This window comes from Bacillus sp. AFS002410 (assembly GCF_002556365.1).
In the GTDB taxonomy this organism is placed as follows: domain Bacteria; phylum Bacillota; class Bacilli; order Bacillales; family Bacillaceae_G; genus Gottfriedia.
Genome location: NZ_NUEU01000097.1, coordinates 17,197 through 38,775 on the forward strand (window position 1 = coordinate 17,197; position 21,579 = coordinate 38,775).

At 32.8% G+C, this 21,579-nt stretch carries 21 protein-coding genes and 1 pseudogene; 10 read left to right on the top strand and 12 right to left on the bottom strand.

From position 1 onward, the window contains the following. Window positions 1-26: 26 nt before the first annotated feature. Window positions 27-1,124, bottom strand: coding sequence for an A/G-specific adenine glycosylase (gene mutY / locus CN692_RS23350; RefSeq protein ID WP_098121526.1), 1,098 nt, complete (start codon window positions 1,122-1,124; stop codon window positions 27-29). Between the two features lie 86 nt (window positions 1,125-1,210). Between mutY and CN692_RS23355 the strand changes: the two genes are divergently transcribed. Beyond that, window positions 1,211-2,182, top strand: a complete 972-nt coding sequence (locus CN692_RS23355) for a metal-dependent hydrolase (RefSeq protein ID WP_098121527.1) — start codon at window positions 1,211-1,213, stop codon at window positions 2,180-2,182. A 127-nt stretch (window positions 2,183-2,309) separates the two neighbouring features. Here CN692_RS23355 and CN692_RS23360 read toward each other — a convergent pair whose 3' ends face one another. Then, window positions 2,310-2,588: a YfhJ family protein gene (locus tag CN692_RS23360; protein WP_098121528.1), complete on the bottom strand. Its 279-nt coding sequence runs from the start codon at window positions 2,586-2,588 to the stop codon at window positions 2,310-2,312. A 109-nt stretch (window positions 2,589-2,697) separates the two neighbouring features. Here CN692_RS23360 and sspK point away from each other — a divergent pair, with 109 nt between their 5' ends. Next, the gene (sspK, locus tag CN692_RS23365; protein WP_098121529.1) at window positions 2,698-2,856 is read left to right on the top strand and encodes a small acid-soluble spore protein K; all 159 of its coding nucleotides are present in this window, start codon (window positions 2,698-2,700) and stop codon (window positions 2,854-2,856) included. An 88-nt stretch (window positions 2,857-2,944) separates the two neighbouring features. Here the strand turns inward: sspK and CN692_RS23370 are convergent, their stop codons facing one another. Then, window positions 2,945-3,271: a YfhH family protein gene (locus CN692_RS23370; protein WP_098121530.1), complete on the bottom strand. Its 327-nt coding sequence runs from the start codon at window positions 3,269-3,271 to the stop codon at window positions 2,945-2,947. A 249-nt stretch (window positions 3,272-3,520) separates the two neighbouring features. After that, a complete protein-coding gene (gene recX, locus CN692_RS23375) occupies window positions 3,521-4,336 on the bottom strand; it encodes a recombination regulator RecX (RefSeq protein ID WP_098121531.1) in 816 nt (271 codons plus the stop codon). Between the two features lie 79 nt (window positions 4,337-4,415). On the opposite strand from recX, the gene CN692_RS23380 reads away from it, so the two are divergent. The 4 genes from CN692_RS23380 to CN692_RS23395 all read left to right on the top strand — a co-directional run bounded on the left by CN692_RS23380 (window position 4,416) and on the right by CN692_RS23395 (window position 7,531). Further along, the gene (locus CN692_RS23380; protein WP_098121532.1) at window positions 4,416-5,312 is read left to right on the top strand and encodes a TIGR01777 family oxidoreductase; all 897 of its coding nucleotides are present in this window, start codon (window positions 4,416-4,418) and stop codon (window positions 5,310-5,312) included. Window positions 5,313-5,332: 20 nt separating this feature from the next. Further along, a complete protein-coding gene (locus tag CN692_RS23385) occupies window positions 5,333-6,463 on the top strand; it encodes an amidohydrolase (RefSeq protein WP_098121533.1) in 1,131 nt (376 codons plus the stop codon). Window positions 6,464-6,776: 313 nt separating this feature from the next. Further along, the gene (locus CN692_RS23390) at window positions 6,777-7,337 is read left to right on the top strand and encodes a GNAT family N-acetyltransferase (protein ID WP_098121534.1); all 561 of its coding nucleotides are present in this window, start codon (window positions 6,777-6,779) and stop codon (window positions 7,335-7,337) included. A gap of 68 nt (window positions 7,338-7,405) precedes the next feature. Beyond that, window positions 7,406-7,531 carry a YfhE family protein gene (locus tag CN692_RS23395; protein WP_098121535.1) on the top strand — a complete coding sequence of 42 codons (126 nt, stop codon included), beginning with the start codon at window positions 7,406-7,408 and terminating at the stop codon, window positions 7,529-7,531. A gap of 119 nt (window positions 7,532-7,650) precedes the next feature. Here CN692_RS23395 and CN692_RS23400 read toward each other — a convergent pair whose 3' ends face one another. The 3 genes from CN692_RS23400 to pflB form a co-directional block, all read right to left on the bottom strand. Continuing rightward, window positions 7,651-7,833: a hypothetical protein gene (locus tag CN692_RS23400; protein WP_098121536.1), complete on the bottom strand. Its 183-nt coding sequence runs from the start codon at window positions 7,831-7,833 to the stop codon at window positions 7,651-7,653. A 171-nt stretch (window positions 7,834-8,004) separates the two neighbouring features. Beyond that, window positions 8,005-8,754 carry a pyruvate formate-lyase-activating protein gene (pflA, locus tag CN692_RS23405; protein WP_098121537.1) on the bottom strand — a complete coding sequence of 250 codons (750 nt, stop codon included), beginning with the start codon at window positions 8,752-8,754 and terminating at the stop codon, window positions 8,005-8,007. A 123-nt stretch (window positions 8,755-8,877) separates the two neighbouring features. Continuing rightward, window positions 8,878-11,103, bottom strand: coding sequence for a formate C-acetyltransferase (gene pflB / locus CN692_RS23410; RefSeq protein ID WP_373605053.1), 2,226 nt, complete (start codon window positions 11,101-11,103; stop codon window positions 8,878-8,880). Between the two features lie 389 nt (window positions 11,104-11,492). Here pflB and CN692_RS23415 point away from each other — a divergent pair, with 389 nt between their 5' ends. The 4 genes from CN692_RS23415 to CN692_RS23430 all read left to right on the top strand — a co-directional run bounded on the left by CN692_RS23415 (window position 11,493) and on the right by CN692_RS23430 (window position 17,682). Beyond that, window positions 11,493-12,386, top strand: coding sequence for an ATP-binding protein (locus CN692_RS23415; RefSeq protein ID WP_098121539.1), 894 nt, complete (start codon window positions 11,493-11,495; stop codon window positions 12,384-12,386). A gap of 18 nt (window positions 12,387-12,404) precedes the next feature. Beyond that, window positions 12,405-14,282, top strand: a complete 1,878-nt coding sequence (locus CN692_RS23420) for a vWA domain-containing protein (RefSeq protein WP_098121540.1) — start codon at window positions 12,405-12,407, stop codon at window positions 14,280-14,282. A 227-nt stretch (window positions 14,283-14,509) separates the two neighbouring features. After that, a complete protein-coding gene (locus CN692_RS23425) occupies window positions 14,510-16,432 on the top strand; it encodes an LTA synthase family protein (protein ID WP_098121541.1) in 1,923 nt (640 codons plus the stop codon). Between the two features lie 98 nt (window positions 16,433-16,530). Then, window positions 16,531-17,682: an AI-2E family transporter gene (locus CN692_RS23430; protein ID WP_098121542.1), complete on the top strand. Its 1,152-nt coding sequence runs from the start codon at window positions 16,531-16,533 to the stop codon at window positions 17,680-17,682. Window positions 17,683-17,731: 49 nt separating this feature from the next. Here CN692_RS23430 and CN692_RS23435 read toward each other — a convergent pair whose 3' ends face one another. The 5 genes and pseudogenes from CN692_RS23435 to CN692_RS26355 form a co-directional block, all read right to left on the bottom strand. Then, window positions 17,732-18,211 carry a methylated-DNA--[protein]-cysteine S-methyltransferase gene (locus CN692_RS23435; protein WP_098121543.1) on the bottom strand — a complete coding sequence of 160 codons (480 nt, stop codon included), beginning with the start codon at window positions 18,209-18,211 and terminating at the stop codon, window positions 17,732-17,734. A 131-nt stretch (window positions 18,212-18,342) separates the two neighbouring features. Beyond that, window positions 18,343-18,834: a DinB family protein gene (locus CN692_RS23440; protein WP_098121544.1), complete on the bottom strand. Its 492-nt coding sequence runs from the start codon at window positions 18,832-18,834 to the stop codon at window positions 18,343-18,345. A gap of 309 nt (window positions 18,835-19,143) precedes the next feature. Beyond that, window positions 19,144-19,893, bottom strand: a complete 750-nt coding sequence (locus CN692_RS23445) for a sulfite exporter TauE/SafE family protein (RefSeq protein ID WP_098121545.1) — start codon at window positions 19,891-19,893, stop codon at window positions 19,144-19,146. 315 nt (window positions 19,894-20,208) lie between these two features. Continuing rightward, on the bottom strand, window positions 20,209-21,165 hold the full coding sequence (glsA, locus tag CN692_RS23450) for a glutaminase A (protein WP_257131822.1): 957 nt from the start codon (window positions 21,163-21,165) through the stop codon (window positions 20,209-20,211). A 111-nt stretch (window positions 21,166-21,276) separates the two neighbouring features. After that, a pseudogene (locus CN692_RS26355) lies at window positions 21,277-21,579 on the bottom strand (hypothetical protein); the annotation flags it as partial.

The window sequence follows — 21,579 nt, forward strand, 5'->3', positions numbered from 1 at the left end:
TGTTGTAACGATTAAATGCCTGAAATTCAATCAAGCTTTTCAATCTGTTGATAAATTTTTTGATGAACGACAGGAAAAGGCAGTTCTTTACACTCCTCTAACGTAACCCATTTCTGATTACTCGCTAGATTCCCCTCATTTATTGCTTCTCCAACATATACATCCATTTTCCATACAAGATGTGAGAACACATGCTCAATATTAAATTGGTATGATAACCCCTCTACTTCTACCTGAACCTCTTGATTTAAGAAAAAACTAAGTGTGTCACTTTTGGATAATATCGTTGATTGTAATTCTGCAGTTGGAAACTCCCACATATTAGCAAGTAACCCACTAGAAGGTCTTTGCTGAATTAAATACTGATTGTTTTTATTCTTAATCACTCCGACCGCTAGATTAACTGGTTTCGGCGCTTTCTTTTTACTTTTTATAGGGAGTTCAGAAACAACTCCAGTTTCGAAAGCTAAACATTGTTCCCTGACTGGACATAGTAAACAGGCTGGGTTTGTTGGTGTACAAATTAATGCACCTAACTCCATTAATCCTTGATTAAATGAAGATGGATCCTCATGACTAATTAGTGATTTAACGGCTTGTTCAAAAATCTTTCTGTTTTTCGGGACAGCAATATCCTCCCAAATTGTTAATATTCTAGAAAAAACCCTCATTACATTACCATCTACAGCTGGCTCTGGTTTACCATATGCAATACTTAGGATTGCACCCGCAGTATATGGTCCCACACCTTTTAACTTACTGATTAATTCTGGAGTATCTGGTACTTTACCTAAATACTCTTCATGGACTTCACGGACAGCTGATTGTAAATTCCTAGCTCTAGAATAATATCCTAGTCCTTCCCATGCTTTTAGTACTTTTTCTTCCTCGGCATTAGCTAAATCGGCAATTGTGGGGAAGTTCTGCATAAAATTGTTATAAAAAGGAATTACTGTATCTACACGCGTTTGCTGTAGCATTATTTCTGAAACCCATACTCGATATGGGTCTTTATTCTTTCTCCAAGGTAAATCTCTTTGTTCGGCTAAAAACCAATTAACTAAATTATTTTTAAAGTCATTTTTTGGGAAAGCTTCTAATATCTTATTTAAATCTTCATTCATAACATATACCTTTCTATAACATCTATATATTTTTGTTAGTAGTTAATACTATAAGAATTAAAAGGGTAAATAAAGGGAGGAACTAAATGGATACTGGCACTCATCTTGTAATGGGATTTACACTTGGCGGATTAGCAACCCTGAGTCCAATCGTCCTACATGACCCACATTTGGCAAACTCATTCTTATTAACAACCATCATCGGTTCACAATTACCAGATAGTGACACGATCTTAAAATTAAGAAATAACGCTAAATACTTAAAACATCATCGTGGAATTACACATTCAATTCCCGCAGTCATTTTATGGACGCTATCGCTTTCCACCATTATGACACTATTTAATAATAGAGAACACTTTGGACTCTATTTATTTTGGTCTTTTCTAGCTGTTGGCGTACATGTTTTTGTAGATTTATTTAATGCGTACGGAACACAAGCTCTAAGGCCATTTTCAAAACGTTGGATTGCTTTTGGAATCATAAACACTTTCGACCCAATAATTTTTGCAATTCATTTAGTAGGCGTGCCATTTGTTATATTCCATTTTAGAGCTGGTCCAATTTGTGTCATGCTCTATATAATCATGGTTCTTTACTATGCATTTAGATATCGACAAAAACAAATCGTGATTCAAACAGTAACTAAGAAATTGCCAGATGCAAAACGTGTCTATGTTTCACCTTCTATAAAATACACTCATTATCATATTGTAGCAAGTACAGATTCTCATCATTACGTAGGAAAAATTAAGAAAAGAATCTTTAAAATTCACGATGTTTTTAAGAGAATCCCATTACCAGTAATCGAAGACGTGAAAGCAGCCTTTAAAGACGATAATGTTAAATCCTTTCTCGCATTTTCACCTGTTTACATTTGGGAATTAATTGGATATGACGACCATAAGGAACTTAGACTAATCGACTTAAGATACCGAACAGAAACATACTATCCCTTCGTTGCCGTAGTTAAATTCGACTACGAACATAATATAATCAGTTCATTCACCGGTTGGATTTTTAGTGAAAAGAAATTACAAAAAAAATTAAAAGCTTAAATCCTAAAAAAAGAAAGAAAACTGACCGATTGGCGAGCTTTTAAAAATGGAAACTACATCGATTTTTCTTACCGTTGCCAATTTATAAGTATGAAAAAAAAATAACCCTTAACTAAGGGTTATTTTTTTAATGAAGAAGATTGTCCTTTTCTTCAGTTACTAAAATTTGTAATCCTGGTGGCTTTGCAATTTTAATATCCGTTTCGTGCAAATACTTTCCATATTGAAAAATAAATTGTTGAACAACTTTTTTTGACATTTGTTCTCCATGATATTCTCCAGCCTTAGCATAAGTTGCTTCAAAATCTTCCCAAAGCCATTCCACCCAAATTTTTGCTTGCGAGTATGTTAATTGGCTATTTTCTTTTAGTAGTAGTTCAGTTAACTGCTCTAAATATTTCTCCATAAATTACACCTTCCAATTTTTAAACATTATTTATAATCATATCTGAATCTAAAATGGTCATCATATTGATGATGGTTCATCCCATCATTTATCACTAGGGGGTATTGAAATGACAACAAAAAGCGAACGTTTTTCAGCTCAAAAGCATGATACGAAAATTGACGGATCAATCGACTATAAATCAAAAAATGCTTCAAAACGTCCTAACGGTCAAATAAATACAAGTCCACAAAGAAGAATGGCTAAAAGTGATCCTAGTAATGATTAATTTTTAGAAATGAAAGCCAGGAATAGATCGTTCCTGGTTTTTTATCTTTAATAAACACAATCTTTCTCTTTTCGTTTGATTGAAAGCTTTAGTTCGTTTCAATTTTTTTTAATAATGCAATAGGAATTCCTATTTCTTCTTCACTTGTACTTTTATGACCCCAAGCAAAAACTCCATTCATATATGTTATCATGAATAAAACACCAGGTTCTTCGCTCAATTCATATTGCATACCAGGAATAAATTGACTTGCGTCTAATAAGTATGATTGAGCCATCGTTTTTTTACGGAGTATCACTTCAAGTTCATTGATCATATCCATTTGTTCTGCTTTTCTAGCTTGGTGATTCAAATTGCTAATTTCTTGAACTAATTCATCTTTTGTTAAGTCACTATATCGTTTTGGAATTTGCATTTTATTAAGTCTCCTCTAAAATCATCATCGATAAGTTTATTATATCAAGCTAATAACATACAACCAATTAAAATAGTTTAAGACTATTGTCAAGCGCTCGCTTTCTTCGTTGCTTCGCCTGTCTGCGGTGCTCATTACCGTCTAGGTAGCTCCGCTTCTAAACAGACTTCACACCTCGAAAGACAAACACTCGCAATTAGTCTGAAATCAATTGTTTTAAACTTTATCTACATATATCAACTAATTAAATTAAGTTTCATCCTCTTCTAAAATTAAAATTGCTTTTTCAATTAAATCAATTGGAAAGCCTTTTCGATATAATGTTGTTTTCATTTTTTGTTTGTATTCCCAATCACTTAATTGTTCATATTTCCTTTTCGCTTTTCTAGCATGGATTAACAGTGCTTCTAATTCGTCATCCGCTTCACTTTCGTACTGTGTTTCTTCAATTGCGATCGAAGAGATGTTCGTTGAATAACCCTTTCTTCTTAGCAATTCTTCAAGCTTTGCCTTTTTTTGATTTGTTGAATACTTAGAAAGCGAAGAAACCTTTTTTTGACAAAGTGAAATGGCATGTTCAATTTGTGTTTCTTTTGAAAATAAGGTTAAGCTTTCTTCAATGATTGACTTAGGAATCCCCTTTTCCACTAGTGCATTCTTAATAATGGTTGGCCCTTTTAAGGTCGTATTGATTGAAGTATTAACATAACTATTAGCATACTTTTCTTCATTAATATATCCTTCTTCTACAAGTCGAATGATCGTTGTTTGGATTGTTTCGATCAAGAATTCCTGCTTAGCTAAGTATTGCTCAATCTCTTTTTTAGTTCTCATCATTCTGGATAAATAAACAATACTTGAGAGATATGCTTTTCTTAATTGATCAGCATTTAGTACCTCTTCTATTTCATACGGCTCAAAAGACTGCCCTTTTTGTATATTAAATTTAACGATAGTATCGGCGTCTACACTAAATGCGTATTCTTCACCTTTACCATTATCAACATAAATATTAAAACGTTCTTTATTTAATTTTTGAACTTGAATTTTCGTAATAATAGACATAATTTACCTCGAAAGAAATTTTGTTTTACTATACACATAAAAATAATAATATCATATTATGAATTAAGGAGATGCGTGGATGAAGATTCTTCTTACAGGCGGTACTGGGTTTATTGGATCTCAATTAATAAATGAATTTATTCGAAGTGAATATCAATGTTATATCGTCACGAGAAATATAAGAACATCAACTAATCCATTTATTACTTATATTAATTGGGATCAATTAACCTCGAATTCTTTTAGGGAATCAATTGACATAGTCATTAACTTAGCTGGTGAATCAATCAACAGCGGTAGATGGTCTCAAAGCTTAAAAGAAACAATTCTACAAAGTCGTTTACAATCTACAAATGAACTGATTGCATGGTTTGAAAGACAAGCCCATCGCCCAAACCTTTTTATTAATGCTAGCGCAATAGGGTATTACGGAACTTCAACATCATTAACTTTTAATGAGCATGACAAGCCTATTTCAAATGATTTTTTAGCATCAACAGTATTGGAATGGGAAAACGTTGCCAAAAAAGCAGAAGAATTGGGGATTCGGACTATTCTTGCTAGATTTGGGCTTGTACTTGGATTAAGCGGTGGAGCACTACAAAAGATGATATTGCCATATAAGTATTTTATTGGTGGTCCGATTGGAAAAGGTACTCAATGGATTTCTTGGATTCATGAGAAAGATGTTGTTGGACTCATCATGCATTTAATAAAAAATAATGACATTCATGGACCGATTAATTTTGTGTCACCTAGTCCAGTCACAATGAATGAGTTTAGTACACTCTTATCATCTTCAATGCATCGACCAAACAAAATAAAAGTCCCAGGTTTTGCCCTTCGATTACTACTAGGTGAAATGAGTATGCTAGTTTTAGAAGGTCAAAAAGTTATGCCTTCTAAAGCTATACAAACTAATTATAACTTTCAATTTCCATCTTTAAAAGAAGCTTTACAGTTTACATTAAAATAGTATTTTTGAAAGGATTTATCATGAATCTATTATTTAAGAATGCAACAATTTTCCCCGTTACTTCTCAAGTTTTATATAATCATGATCTATTAATTGAAAATGGGAAAATTAAAGAAATTGCACCAGATATTTTTTCTATGGAAGATCAAACGATCGTTATTGAATGTGCCGGAAAACCACTTTTTCCTGGTTTTATTGATGTGCACACTCATTTAGGACTTTATGACGAAGGAACTGGTTGGGCCGGAAATGACGCAAATGAAACAATTGAAGTATTGACTCCGCATATTCGTTCAATGGATGGAATATTGCCACTTGATGTTGCCTTTAATGATGCCATTACGCATGGAATTACGACAGCTCATATCATGCCTGGAAGTGGGAACGTAATTGGAGGAACTACTTGTACAATTAAAACATATGGTAAAAGTATCGATGAGATGATTATACAAGAGCCATCTGGATTGAAAATTGCTTTTGGAGAAAATCCAAAAAGGACTCATAGTAACGGGAACAAAGAATCGATTACTAGAATGGGAATTATGGGCATGCTCCGAGAGGCATTTTATGAAGCAAAAAATTCACACAACCCTGATGATTTTCGAATTATACCAATTATTAAAGCATTGAATAGAGAAATTCCAGTAAGAATTCATGCTCACCGTGCGGATGATATATTATCAGCAATACGTTTTGGTGAAGAATTTAATTTAGATATCCGAATTGAACATTGTACGGAAGGTCATTTAATTATTGACCAACTAAAGGATCGAAACCTTCAAGTATCTGTTGGTCCTACACTAACTAGACGTTCAAAAATCGAATTAAAAAATAAATCCTGGACTACATACAAAGCTCTTACTGATATTGGTGTAAGTGTTTCAATTACAACTGATCACCCATACACTCCAATTCAGTATTTAAATGTATGTGCAGCTATAGCAGTTCGTGAAGGTTTACCTGAACTCGAAGCATTAAAAGCAATCACGATAAATCCGGCAAAAAATCTTAATCTATCTCACAGAATTGGTAGCTTAGAATTAGGTAAAGATGGTGATGTCGTGCTATGGTCCCACCATCCGTTTCATTATATGGCTAAGCCATTAATCACTGTCATAGATGGTAGAATTGTGTATAAAAATATCGAATAATTTTACTTTTCAATTTGTAAAAAATCGTTTATTATAGTAGAGTAAGACTTTATGCGGTAAATTAAATAGATAGTGTAAAAACACTATTCTTATATAGTATTTTAACGGGAAAGGCAAATGGTGAGCCACCAGTAAATCGCTGGTCCTAGTGGGTTCGATTCCCACCCCGAAATTTTAGGGTGCATTAAAAAATTATTCACAATTTATTCATAGTAATGCACTTCACAGGACTTCAAATTTTTTTTAGTCCTCACAAAAATTTCGCGGGTGGCGTAACCTTCTTTCGCTACCCTTATGATTAGGAGGAGTAGAGATGCTAAAACAGCGAGATTTACAAGATTGTTCTGTACTTTTTGAACTTATGGTGCATCCTGATGTCTTTCCCTTTGTGCGCCATAAAGCAAATTCGTACGAGGAATTCTTATTTATCACAAAGCAAGCAATCGAACTAGAAGAACAAGGAAAAATGATATCAAGAACAATCTTAGATGAGTGGGGCAACCCTATTGGTAACATTTCATTACATGATATAGAAGCTGGATATGGCTTTTTAGGAACATGGTTAGGCAAACCTTTTCACGGAATGGGTTATAACAAACCAGCAAAAGACGCTTTCTTCCACGAGTTATTTCATGATTTAGGGATAAACTCTATTTTTATGCGTATTCGTAAAGTTAATAAACGCTCTTTTTATGCTGCAAGTAAACTACCATACGCAACTTTAGCGAACGAATCGCGTAGTTGCTTATATAAAGAAATAAATCAAAATGAAGAAATTTACGATCTATTTGAAATCACTAAAGATAATTATTTATTGCATACAATGCGTGAAGATTATCAACAACATGAAGTTACGCATTTAAAAGAAGCGTAATTTAGTATAGCCTCCTCAAAAAATGGATAGACTTACTAAGGATTTTATAACTTAGCGAGGTGTTTTTTGTGGAAAAACGAAAAGATAAAACAAGACGTAATTTAAGTTCTACTCAAGAAGTATTATATGCAAAAGAATTTAAACGCGCTGACCGCGCCGCAGGTTATACGAATTATAATGGAGTAGGTAAATAACTTTTTTTCAAAAAGGCTTTTTAATAAAGCCTTTTTTATTTTTGTAATATAACTTTTTTCAACTATTTTACCGGTTAGTTTTCCCACATATAAACAACTATTTTAAAAAAATCATTTTCTTATTTAATCTCACTTGATTCGATGATCAAAACAGACGATGGTCTAACATAATATTCTTTACTAAGCTTCTGTATAATTCGATTCATCTCGTCTTCAATTTTTTCTCCTCGTACAAAACTTCCCCCCACTACTTCAACTTCATTATCACGAAATACATACCATGAAAATCGAAACTCTTTCATAAAACACACCCTTTAAAAAACAACTATTTTTCATTATATTCATGAAAGTCAAATTTATTTTAGTCAAATGTCTAAATAATTAATAAAAAGCTAACCAAATTGAAAAATGGTTAGCTTAAAACTTTTGACGACTGCACGCTTACTTCGTTGTCTCGCTGTGATCTATTTATATTAACAGCTTTGTAATACTTTTGGGTTCGTTAATAACTGATATGCATGATTAACACTTTCTTCAGTTGGTGGTTGAATATCTTTTAATGGATACTTTAATCCTAATGCTTCCCATTTATAAACACCTAATTGATGATATGGTAAAATTTCGATTTTTTCTACGTTGCCTAATGTATTAATGAAGCAACCTAAGTTTATTAAATCTTCTTCTGAATCTGTAATGCCAGGAACTAAAACATGGCGAATCCAAACTGGAGTTTTTTTCTTGTCCAAGTATTTTGCAAAAGCTTTAATCTGTTCATTTGATTTACCAGTCAGCTTTATATGTTTTTTTTCATCAACATGTTTTAAATCTAACAAAACTAAATCTGTATACTCTAATACTTCATCTAATTTTGAAAGAAAATTCGGTTCAGTGCTGAAGCAACCACCAGAGCTATCAATTGTTGTGTGAATACCATTTTTCTTACAAGATTTAAACATTTCTAACAGAAAATCTAATTGTAGTAAAGGTTCGCCACCACTAACCGTAACCCCACCACCAGATGATTTCATAAAAGGAAGATACGTCTTAATATCTTTCATAAGTTGCTCTACTGACATTTCTTTCCCAGAACCAATCTTCCAAGTATCCGCGTTATGACAATATTGACATCTTAATAAACATCCTTGAGTAAAGATTACATATCTAAGACCTGGTCCATCGACAGTACCGCAAGTTTCAATTGAATGTATATTTCCTGAAATCATTTGCCAATCACCTCTTTAATTAGTATCTAACTGAAAACAATCCCAGCTAATAAGTAAGAATTAAAAAATGAAAGCCTAGTGAAGATTTAACTTCACCAGGCAAAAAGCATTACTGAAGCAATTTTACATAGAACCGTGGAAAGTTCTGTTTATGACATCGATTTGCTGTTCTCTAGTTAGTTTTATAAAGTTAACTGCATAGCCAGAGACTCTGATCGTTAACTGTGGATATTCTTCTGGATGTTCCATTGCATCCATTAATGTTTCTCTATTGAATACATTTACATTTAAGTGATGTCCACCTTTTTCTGTATATCCATCTAACATTGCTACTAAGTTTAATATTTGTGTTGTTTCATCTTTGCCTAATGCTTTTGGAACAATTGAGAACGTATTAGAAATTCCATCTTGCGCATCTTCGTAAGGTAATTTTGCTACAGAACTTAATGATGCTAGCGCTCCATTTGTATCGCGTCCGTGTAATGGGTTGGCACCTGGAGCAAATGGTTCGCCAGCTTTTCGTCCATCAGGTGTATTACCTGTTTTTTTACCGTATACAACATTAGACGTGATCGTTAGCACCGATGTTGTATGAATAGAATTACGATAAGTTTTATGCTTTCTTACTTTTGCCATAAATCGTTCAACAAGGTCAACAGCAATATCATCTACTCGATCATCGTTATTTCCGTATTTTGGATAGTCTCCCTCAATTTCAAAATCAACGACAATTCCGTTTTCATCACGAATCGTTTTAACTTTAGAATGTTTAATAGCTGATAATGAATCTGCACATACTGACAATCCTGCAATACCTGTAGCCATTGTTCGTTTAATAGTTGCATCATGTAGTGCCATTTCAATACGCTCATAACTATATTTATCATGCATATAGTGGATACAATTTAACGTATTAACATATAGTCCTGCTAACCAATCCAATAAAACATCAAACTTCATTTTTACTTCTTCGTATTCAAGATATTCAGTTGTAATTGGAGCATACATTGGTGCCACTTGTACTTTTGATTTTTCATCTACACCACCATTAATTGCATATAATAACGCTTTTGCAAGATTTGCTCTAGCACCGAAGAACTGCATTTGTTTACCAATTGTCATTGCAGAAACACAACATGCAATGCCGTAGTCATCGCCATAATCAGGACGCATGATATCATCATTTTCATATTGAATTGAACTAGTTTTAATTGACATTTTAGCGCAATATTGCTTAAAGCCTACTGGTAATTTTGCTGACCAAAGTACTGTTAAGTTTGGCTCTGGAGCTGGCCCTAAATTATCTAATGTATTTAAAAAGCGGAATGAGTTTTTCGTTACAAGTGGGCGTCCATCTATTCCTATTCCACCAATTGATTCAGTAACCCAAGTTGGATCCCCTGAAAATAATTCATTATAATCCGGTGTACGAGCAAATTTAACTAATCGAAGTTTCATGACAAAGTGATCAACTAGCTCTTGTGCTTCTTGTTCAGTCATTGTATTTTCTTCAATGTCACGTTCAATATATATATCTAAAAATGTTGATACGCGGCCTAAGCTCATCGCAGCTCCATTTTGTTCTTTTATCGCTGCTAAATAACCAAAATATAACCATTGGAAAGCTTCTTTTGAATTTGTTGCAGGTTTAGAAATATCAAAACCATGCGTCTCAGCCATTTGCTTTAATTCTTTTAGAGCACGAATTTGTTCATTTAATTCTTCACGATCTCGAATAACCTCTTCAGACATAACATTTGTCGTTATATTTAAAGCGTTCATTTTATCTTTAATCAATCGATCTACACCATATAATGCTACTCTTCTATAGTCACCTATTATTCGCCCACGGCCATATGCATCAGGTAGTCCAGTAATAACGCCAGAACGTCTTGCTGCTTTCATCTCTGCCGTGTAAGCGTCAAATACACCTTGGTTATGTGTTTTTCGATATTCCAAAAATACTTTACTTATTTCATCATCAACTTTATATCCATAAGATTCACATGCTGCTTCAGCCATTCGGATCCCACCAAATGGTTGTAGTGATCGTTTGAAAGGTTTATCTGTTTGGAAACCAACAATTTGTTCTAATTCTTTTTCTAAATAGCCTGGTTCATGTGAAGTGATTGTAGATACAATCTTCGTATCCATATCTAGAACTCCGCCATTTTGGCGTTCTTCTTTAGATAAATTAAGTACTATATCCCAAAGTTTGTTAGTTGCATCAGTTGGCCCGACAAGAAATGAATCATCACCAACATAAGATTTAAAGTTTTTTTGAATAAAGTCTCTTACATCAATCATTTTTTCCCAGCGTCCAGTTTCAAATTGTCTCCATTGTTCCATCGTATTACTCCTCCTCTTCTGCATGTAATACAGAAAGTTAATTAGGTATATAACAGATTACATGTTTAATTTATCATACGATTTACTAAATCTTTTACATACTTTTTGAACATATTGTGAAACATTGAACAAAGTAGTCTAAAACTTAATAATATAAACAATTAGATACTTTCCACTTAATTACAGTTGTTTCATATATATAGTAATTCATTCTGAAAACTTTCCTGTTATTCCACAAACTGTTATACTCAATAGATAGAATCTGTATTACCAAATTTCAATAAAAATTGTGGACAAGACATTCACAATCTTGATATGCGATAATATGATGGTTAGTACAAAAATGAATCAATTCACATATTGAACACTGTTTAATTAAAGGAGTAATTATGAATACACAACTAAATCTTTCTAGTTCTATTAAAGAAAAATTAAATTTTATATACAATGAACACATTCAAAAGGTACTAAAAGAAGACCAACTATTAATTGGAACAAAACAATACGTTTCCCAAGACAAAACGATTTTAGAAGATGCAATAACCGCTCTTCTACTCGGTAAAAATATACTATTAAAGGGTCCAACTGGAAGTGGTAAAACAGTTCTAGCAGAAACTCTTTCAAAATTACTTTATCAACCAATGCACAGCATAAATTGTTCAGTTGATTTAGATATAGAAGGGATTGTCGGATATAACACAATTGCTTCAAATACAAATGGATCTGAAGTTGTATTTATTGATGGACCATTAATGAAGGCAATGAAAAAGGGTCAAATTTTATATATCGATGAAATCAATATGGCTAAACCAGAAACATTGCCATTATTACACGGTGCACTTGATTATCGAAAAATGATTACAAACCCATTTACTCAAGAAGTAGTAAAAGGTGATGAAAACTTTAGAGTAATCGCAGCAATTAATGAAGGATACGTAGGGACAAGTGAATTAAATGAAGCTTTAAAAAACCGTTTCATTATTATTGATGTTCCTTATATAAATGGTGAGTCTTTATTTCAATTATTAAAAGATGAGTCTGAGTTAAAGAACGAAGAGCTATTGAAAAAGTTCACTAGTTTTTCAAGTGATTTAATTCCATTGGCTAGTGAAGGAAGAATTAGTGAAGATGCAGCTAGTATTCGTGGTGTACTTGACGCATGTGATTTATCAGTTCATATTCCTGTACTTAGAGCAATTGAACGTACTATTATCGCGAAATTAAGTGATGATATCGAGCGTGAAACTGTTAGAGAATTAGCAGAAAGTTATTTTCTTTCTTGAAATGAGTGAGTTTAAAATATGAAACAAATCATTTTTAATAATAAAAAAATCGATGCATCCACATTTCTTCAAATGGAAAATTTATCGATCTCTCTTTCAAAAAATCAAAATGCATTTTTAGAATTTGATTTTCAGGCTTATTATGACGATGAAGAACAAAAATTTACGATAAGTCATTTTTGGGAAACTCAAGAACATAACACACAGTTACAGGGCCTAAAATCAGACGTGTACTTAAAAGCATTAGGTAATAAGCATTATACCGATTTTGCTGAATTTAAGGATGTCCTTAAGGAATTACACGAAACTCATTTAAAAAGCTTTTTTACACAACTTTACGTCCTACTAGAAGATATCCGATTAGAAGAATTAATTATTCGCCAAAGACCGGGTACAAGACAATTATTTTCTACGAGAAAAAGAATATATAGACATTATTTTGAATCTCAATATAAAGCAAATGAGATCCGTAATTTCCATTTAGATCAATTATTTTGTTTAATCTATCTTTCACTCACCTCTTCACAGTTAACTTATCATACAAATGAACAATTAGAGGATATTTTACCAATCCTTTTTCAAACGTTTGAGGCTAAGAAGACGAGTGATATTTCTTCTATTATATTTAGAGTGCAACAGAGGTTACTTTCAATCTATAAGGAAGATATGATTCACACATACTTTGGCTATCTTCCATTAAATAAACTTACTGACCTTGCTTCTTGTAACAGTCAAGTTAAGGAACTTCAAAATGATGACAGTCAAGATGGTCTTGATGAAAGAAATAGTGAAGATGAAAAATTATCAACTTGGCATAGAGAAAGTAAGAATAATGAAACGGACGATAACTTTTTACGCTTTGAAGTAGAAAGTGGAACAAAAACTTCTATTAAAGCAAACTTTGCAAGAGAAGAAGAAGCTAGTGATCAGGCAATAGCAAATGCATTCGGTTCTTCTAAACAAGGAGAGAATAAAAAATCAAAACAAACTGAATCACATGAGGTTGCTAATTCATCCTCTTCACAGCAAAATGCTTATGGCAAATACAATAGCAATGTATCAATAAAACATCTCGAAGCAACAGGACAAACAATAAGTGAAAAGAAACAGTATTCTACATTATCAGCAATGGTCTCGAAAGATGTTAAAGAACTAAGAAAAACGATTGAAAAATCTTTAGAGAATAAACAAAATGCACCAACGAATAAGTACTATGGCAGACTAAATAAAAAATGGATTCGACTGTTTACAGAAGAAAATCCTAAAATGTTTTATAAAAAACAAAATGAATCGAAAGAATTAGATGCAGTTTTTTACTTACTAGTTGATTGCTCAGGATCGATGTTTAATAAAATGGACGAAGTTAAAAAAAGTGTTATTCTATTCCATGAAACATTAAAACAATTAAAAATTTCGCATAGTATTAGTGGATTTTGGGAGGATGCTTCAAATGCATCTAAAGAAAATAAACCAAATATATTGCATCAGGTCATTCCGTTTTCAAGCTCATTATCCCCTTCAGTTGGTCCTAATATAATGCAGCTTCATGAAGAAGAAGATAATCGTGACGGATTAATGATTCGAGTTGTTTCAGAAGAGCTCGCTAAACGAACGGAAAAGCATAAATTTCTACTTGTTTTTACAGATGGCGAACCTTCAGCTCTAGACTATTTCCAGGATGGTATTATCGATACCCATGAAGCAGTTAAGCAAGCTAGAAAACTTGGAATTGAAGTAATTGGTACTTTCATTGAAGAAGAAGAACATCAAGAAGAAACATCGCAGTTAATGAAAAATATTTATCAGCACCATTATTTAATCGCCTCAGATGCTGAAGATTTAAGAGTTCAATTAAAGCCGATGTTAAAAAAATTACTATTAAGAAGCATAGATTGATAAAGTTGTCCATAAAATGAAAAAAAGAATAGGCTTACTAGTAGCCTATTTTTTTTATACTTAATAGATTTTGTCGAACGGATTTACATAACGAAATCGTATTTCCTATTGATTTTTAATTTTAAACGGAGTACGATAAATTTTGACGACTTAGAGAGATGCATATTTAAAGAAAAGCTAGTTGAATGAACGCTAGTTTGTTTTGTATTTAAGGGGGATTAGAGACTATGCCTACTTCATTTAAAGCAACATTTTCACGTGTACGATTCGTATTACTAGTTGCGTTAGTAGTTTGGCTAAAAACGTATATTGTTACTCTTTTTAGTTTCGATTTAAAGATTGATACAGTCTTTCAAAATGTAATATTATTTATTAGCCCATTAGCATCCTCCTTATTTCTAGTAGGGATTGCCCTGTTTTTCAAAGGGAAAAAACGTAATGCGATTGCCTTGCTAATAAATTTCATTTTAACTTTACTTTTATGTGGAAACGTTTTATTTTATGGATTCTTTAATGACTTCATAACTTTACCTGTACTTTTCCAAACTAGTAATATGGGTGATTTAGGATCTAGTGTAAAAGAATTAGCAAGCTTTAAAATCATATTTATGTTTATTGATATTTTGATCTTGTATTTCATCTCAAAAAAATTTCCTAAATTTTCAAACAGCGGTCGAATACCATCATTTATGAAGTCAACTTATTATTTAATCACGATTGCTATTGCTGTATTAAATTTAGGATTAGCTGAAATGGAAAGACCTGAATTACTTACTCGATCATTTGACCGAGAAATGCTTGTAAAAAATCTTGGTTTATATGTATATCAAGGCTATGATCTATCACTTCAAACAAAAACATCAACACAAAAGGCTTTTGCTGATAGTAGTAAATTAACTGAAATCGAAAACTATGTAAATAGCAATGGTGTAAAAGCAGATGCAAAGCTTTTTGGAAAATATAAAGGCAAAAATGTTATCGTTATTTCATTAGAATCAATGCAAAATTTCACAATTGGTGCAAAGGTTAATGGGAAAGAAATAACACCATTTTTAAATAAATACATTAAAGAAAGTTATTATTTTGACCACTTCTACCATCAAACAGGTCAAGGTAAAACATCTGATGCTGAGTTTATTATCGATAACTCACTATATCCATTAGATCGTGGTGCTGTCTATTTCACACACGCAAACAACGAATATATGGCTACACCTGAAATTTTAAAAGATCAAGGATATTATTCAGCTGTATTCCACGCAAATAATAAAAGTTTCTGGAATCGAAATGTAATGTACCCTTCTTTAGGCTACGACCGATACTTTAACGAATCAGATTATAATATTACAGATGAAAATTCGGTTAACTGGGGATTAAAGGATGTAGATTTCTTTGACCAATCACTTCCTCTTTTATCACAAGTGAAACAACCGTTTTATTCTAGATTTTTAACGCTATCAAACCATTATCCTTTCGTACTTGATCCTAAAGATCAATTCATTGATCAATATAACTCTGGTGATGAAACACTTGATCGATATGTAACAACTGTACGATATATGGATGAAGCAATTAAGGATTTTATTGAAGGTCTGAAAAAATCAGGTCTTTATGATAATACGATTATTGTTATGTATGGTGATCATTATGGAATTTCTGAAAACCACAATCGTGCAATGGCTCAGTTCTTAGGTAAAGATGAAATAACACCTTATGATCATATGGATTTACAACGTACGCCATTTATTATCCATTTACCTAAGCAACAAAAAGGTAAGACAATTACAAAGGTTGCTGGTCAAATCGACGTCAAACCTACTATTCTTCACCTTTTAGGTGTAGATACAAAATCAGATATCGAATTTGGTAAAGATTTATTTAGCCCAGAATATACAGAATTTATTGTTTTCCGCGATGGAAGTTTCGTAACAAGTAAATATTATTATGTAGCTGGCTCAAATACTTTCTATAATCGAAAAACTGCAGAAAAAGTAGAACTTAGCGATCAGGAATCGAAATTGCTAATCGATAAAGCAAAGAAAGAATTAACTCTTTCAGATAATATTGTTTACGGAGATTTACTCCGCTTTGACACTAATAATAAGTATAAAACAGGTACAATGAAAACAATCACTGAACCAAATCAGTAAGAGGTGCTTTTACAAGCATCTCTTTTTGTTATATTATGGTATTTATACATAAGTTTTTAATTTAATAAAATTCATAATACAGTAAAGGAGGTTATTAATTGTTTAAAAACTCCAAGTTATTATTTTGGACGGTCGAAATACTATTGTTATTCTTAGTATTATTCGTTGGAACAAAGATTTCATTTTTATTTCAACCAATTGCAATTTTAATTAGTACATTATTTGCACCGATACTTGTCTCGATTTTCCTATACTTCCTATTTGCACCAATAGTCGATTTTTTAGAGCGTAAAAAGGTGCCTCGTTCGATCGGTATTTTGCTTCTTTACCTTGCATTAATCTTAATTGCAGTAGTATCTATCATTAATGTATTCCCTACTTTAACCGATCAATTTAAAGATTTGGTAAATAATATGCCAACTATTGTAAATAAAGCTACAAATAAAATTGGATTATTAGAAAAGTGGTTAGGAAGCCAAAACTATGTTGAAATTAAAGATTTAGAAAAGAAAGTTGCAGATTACTCAATCGTATTTCTTGGTGGAATTACGGGTGGAATTGGTGCATTTTTTAATATACTTAGCAATGTAACTTTAATCATTTTAACGGTTCCATTTATATTGTTTTATATGTTTAAAGACGGTCATAAATTTCCTACTGCAATGTCTCGTTTTTCACCTCAAAGTTTGAGGAAAGAAGCAATTCATATAGCTAAGGAAACAAGTGAAACATTGGCCTCTTACATTCAAGGTCAAACCATTGTTTGTATATTCGTAGGTATTGGAACATTTATTGGATACAGCATTATCGGATTACCTAATGCTTTAATTTTAGCCTTAGTTGCAGCTGTTACAAATATCATTCCATACTTCGGTCCATTTATCGGAGGAGCTCCTGCAGTAATTGTTGCTATACTAATTTCTCCAAAAATAGCTTTATTCGTAATATTAGTGATTTTAATCGTCCAACAAATTGATTCAAATTTAATCTCACCATATATAATGGGGAAAAAGTTAAATATTCATCCTTTAACGATTATTTTACTATTATTATTTGCGGGTAACTTCGCAGGTGTACTTGGCATGGTTTTAGCTGTACCAACATACGCAATCTGTAAAGTAGTGATTATTAATATATCTAGAATCATTAAGCTAAGGAAAAAAGCAAAATTCGCAGATAGTATCATAGATGATGAAGTCGAGCCAAAAATTGAAATAAACATTATCGACGAAAAAGAACCGAAAGAATAAAAAAGAGCAGGAACTTGGACATTAGAGTCCACAATTCCTGCTCTTTCTATTAAATTTCTACTCTCATGCCTTGTTCTCTTTTTAATAACCACTCTTTCCGCCATAAGCCCCCAGCATAACCAGTTAACTTACCATTTGATCCAATAATTCGATGGCAGGGTACGATGATACTTAGTGGATTTCTAGCATTTGCATTCGCAACTGCTCTTACCGCTTTTGGATTTCCTATTCGATTAGCAATATCGGCATAGGACGTTGTTTCTCCATATTTTACTTTAACAAGTTCCCTCCATACACTTTCCTGAAAAGGAGTTCCTTTTGCAATTGATCGAATACTAAATTCCTTTCGATTTCCATTGAAATATTCATTTAATTCATTTGCTGCATCCTTTAAAGCAATTGGAACTATCTTACTCATTTCACCATTTTCTTCTTTAACAAAATCAATATATGCTACTCCTTGATCATTCCCAACAATCCGCAACATACCTAACGGGGTGACTATATACGCTGTTTCTAAATCATTCATCAATCATTCTCCTATGCTTTAAGTCGCTACTACATTGCTTCATCACATTGATTATAGCCATCTCTATTATAAAATTTAACCTCTTGTTCACTCGGCCATACGATAAAAAATCCTCTAACCTAAATTTCCTCTTAATCCTCTGTGCCTAAAACATCTGTATTAGGTGGAATATACCCCATTTGACGAGCCATTGCGACAATTTGTCCTTTATGATGATATTCGTGTGTAATTGTATGTATTAACAATTTCATCGGTGTAAAGGAAACTTCTTCATTATTATCTCTCCAAGGAATCGTTCTAACAAGCGGTTTATTTAAGTCATCAGTCGGCATGTTAAATAATTCATTTAGGTATAAGTCAGCTAGTTCAAATCTTGATCTAATATCATCAAGAGTAATATTTACGATATTTTCCTTTGGCGTAATTGGCTTTTTGGTTTTTAATAAAATAAACGAACCAATCCAAGCAATATAACATTCAGCCATATGCAACAGTGATTCTCTAACACTTTGAAAGCCGAACCCATCTAATTTACGAGCAAAATCCTCTTGCTTTAATTCACTACAAAAGTTTAATAATGTTTCACGATTTTCTTTAACCCAATTATATTCTTTCAGATTCATTACCTTCACCTCTTAAACGATTGATTATTTATGCTATTCTACTTAGGCGTAAAAATTACCTTTATATACTGTGGATGTATTAATATGTTGCTATATTAAGGAGAATACGAACACTTTGTGTACTTTATTGATAAAGCTGTGAACTTTGTTGATAAAGTGATAGTTTTTGTTGATATATTGATAGTTTTTATTGATATAGTATTCAAATTTGTTGATAAAATAATTTCAGGCTATATTCATTAAAGAAATCATCTTCAATTATCAACAAAAATAAAAAGTCTGTGGACATTCGCACAGACTTTCAAACATTTACACAAATAATTTCAAGCTAACTTGAACAATTAACAAGACAGAAACTGAAATCAAAAGAATTCGGGCAAGCTTCATCGGTACGAATTCTGCAAACCTTAATCCAACCTGATTCCCAAGAATCGAAGCAGCTGCCATTGTTACAGCAATTTTCCATTGAAAGTGGCCAGTCATATAAAAAATGACAAACGCTGATAAACAACTACCAAAATTCAATACTCTAGCCAATTGAACAGCATTTACATAAGTAAACCCTTTTTTAATAAAATACAAGATTGCAAATGTTGATGAACCCGGACCAAAGCCTCCATCATAAACGCCGATTCCAGTTAAGATTCCTCTATCTAGTAATGTTTGCTTTTCCACACCGCTTTTATTCTTAGTTTCATAGTTCCACTTTTTACTTGCAAAAGTTAACCATACCGAGCCAGTTAATAAAACTAACGCGACAATGTTCATCACATGTTCATTTAACATACTTGTAACAAATGCTCCAATTCCTCCACCCAATATAGAAACAAGTATAAATTGCAAAATGATAGATGGCTTAAAATCCCTCTTTTTAATTGTATAAAGTATGCTACTAAATGATCCTAAACCTGAAGCAAACTTATTTGTAGCAATACCCGTTTGAATTGGAATTCCAAGAAAAATCATAATAGGAAGTGTAATTAATCCCCCACCACCTGCTAACGTTCCAACCACTGCTGCACCGATTCCTAAAATAAAAAGTAATAATAGTGAGTCCATTTTCCTATCCCCTTTTTTACGTCTACCTCTACTATACACAAAATATTCGAAAAAAGGGAAAAGTTAAGGACTGATTTTAAAGATTGGATTCAGAAAAAATAGGTCGAAGGGGCAAAATTGGTTGAAATTAGGGACTTTATATTCACATTCCAAAGGATTATTTAGACAGTTTAAACTTATGAGAGCGGTGATTTTATGGGAAAGTGTTAAATAAACAACACATGCTTTTATTAATCCATGACATTAAGCTCAAAATCAAAAAAAAGGAGTGCCCCTATGTCAGACAACCTGACTTATGAGACACCCCCCTTATGTTTAAAAAATACTTAAATTATATTTAGAAGCAAGTAATTCTAACAGTTTTATACCTGCTATGCTATTTCCCTTTTCATCAAGTGAAGGTCCATAAACTCCGATTCCAAATCTACGAGGCACTGCACCCATCACACCGCCAGAAACTCCACTTTTAGCTGGGATTCCCACTTTAATGGCAAACTCACCTGATGCATTGTACATCCCACAAGTAACCATAAATGTATTACAAATCTTTGCAACTTTCTCAGGGATAAGCTGGGTTTTAGATATTGGATCCCATCCATCAAGCGCAAAAATAAGACCAATCCTCGCCAATTCAACACAATTTACTTCAACTGAGCATTGCTTCGTATATAAATCTAATAACAACTCGACATCTTCAGTAATAATGCCATGCTCCTTCATAAAGTAACAAAGTGATCTGTTCAGATGTGCTGTTTCAAACTCTGATGCAGCAACCTCTTTCGAGTAAGAAAGATCTTTATTACCTGTTAAAACTTTCATGAAGTTTAAAAGTCGCTGAAATCTATCATTAATACTATGTCCTTTTATCATACTTGTAACAGCCAAGGCTCCAGCGTTAATCATTGGATTTAATGGCTTACCAGCAGACCTAATCTCTAATTTTGCAATCGAATTAAAAGGATCACCCGTTGGTTCCATCCCTACTCGTTCGAATACATAATCCTCGCCTCGATCCATTAATACCAAAGCTAAAGCAATCACTTTCGATATACTTTGCAAAGTATATCGAGTACTCGTATTACCAGCTTCAAAATGTCGTCCATCAGGCAAAAACACGGCCAATGATAAATCCTTTTTCTTCGCCTTCGCAAGCGCAGGAATATAATTGGCTACTTTTCCATACTGGATAAACTCCTTTGCTTCATCAATAAGGATTTTTAAATCCTCCATTTGCTGAACCTCTTTTTCTTCTCGAAATCCATTTTGCGTCATAAAATCACCTATTTAGTTTAATTCAGTTTTAAAGTAAAAAAGCAAATGAAAGGAAAAGACACCTAAAACCGCTTTTTCAGAGTGTCTATTATTATTTACTACCTATCTTTGCTATCTACCTCTCCTACCAGATCTTCCTTCGTTACGTGTACTACCTGTACTTCTAGATCTTCCATCGTTTCTTGTTCTACCAGAACTCTCGCTTCTTTCGCCTCTAGCTGATCTATTCGTATTACCAGTTCTACCTGCTCTGCCAGCATTTCCCGTTCTTTCTGATCTGTTTGCACTTCCTGATCTTTCCGCACTACTTGCATATCCAGATCTTTCCGCTCTACTTCCACTTCCTGTTCTTTCTGCTCTACCTGCATATCCTGATCTTTCCGCTCTACTTCCATTTCCTGATCTTTCAGCTCT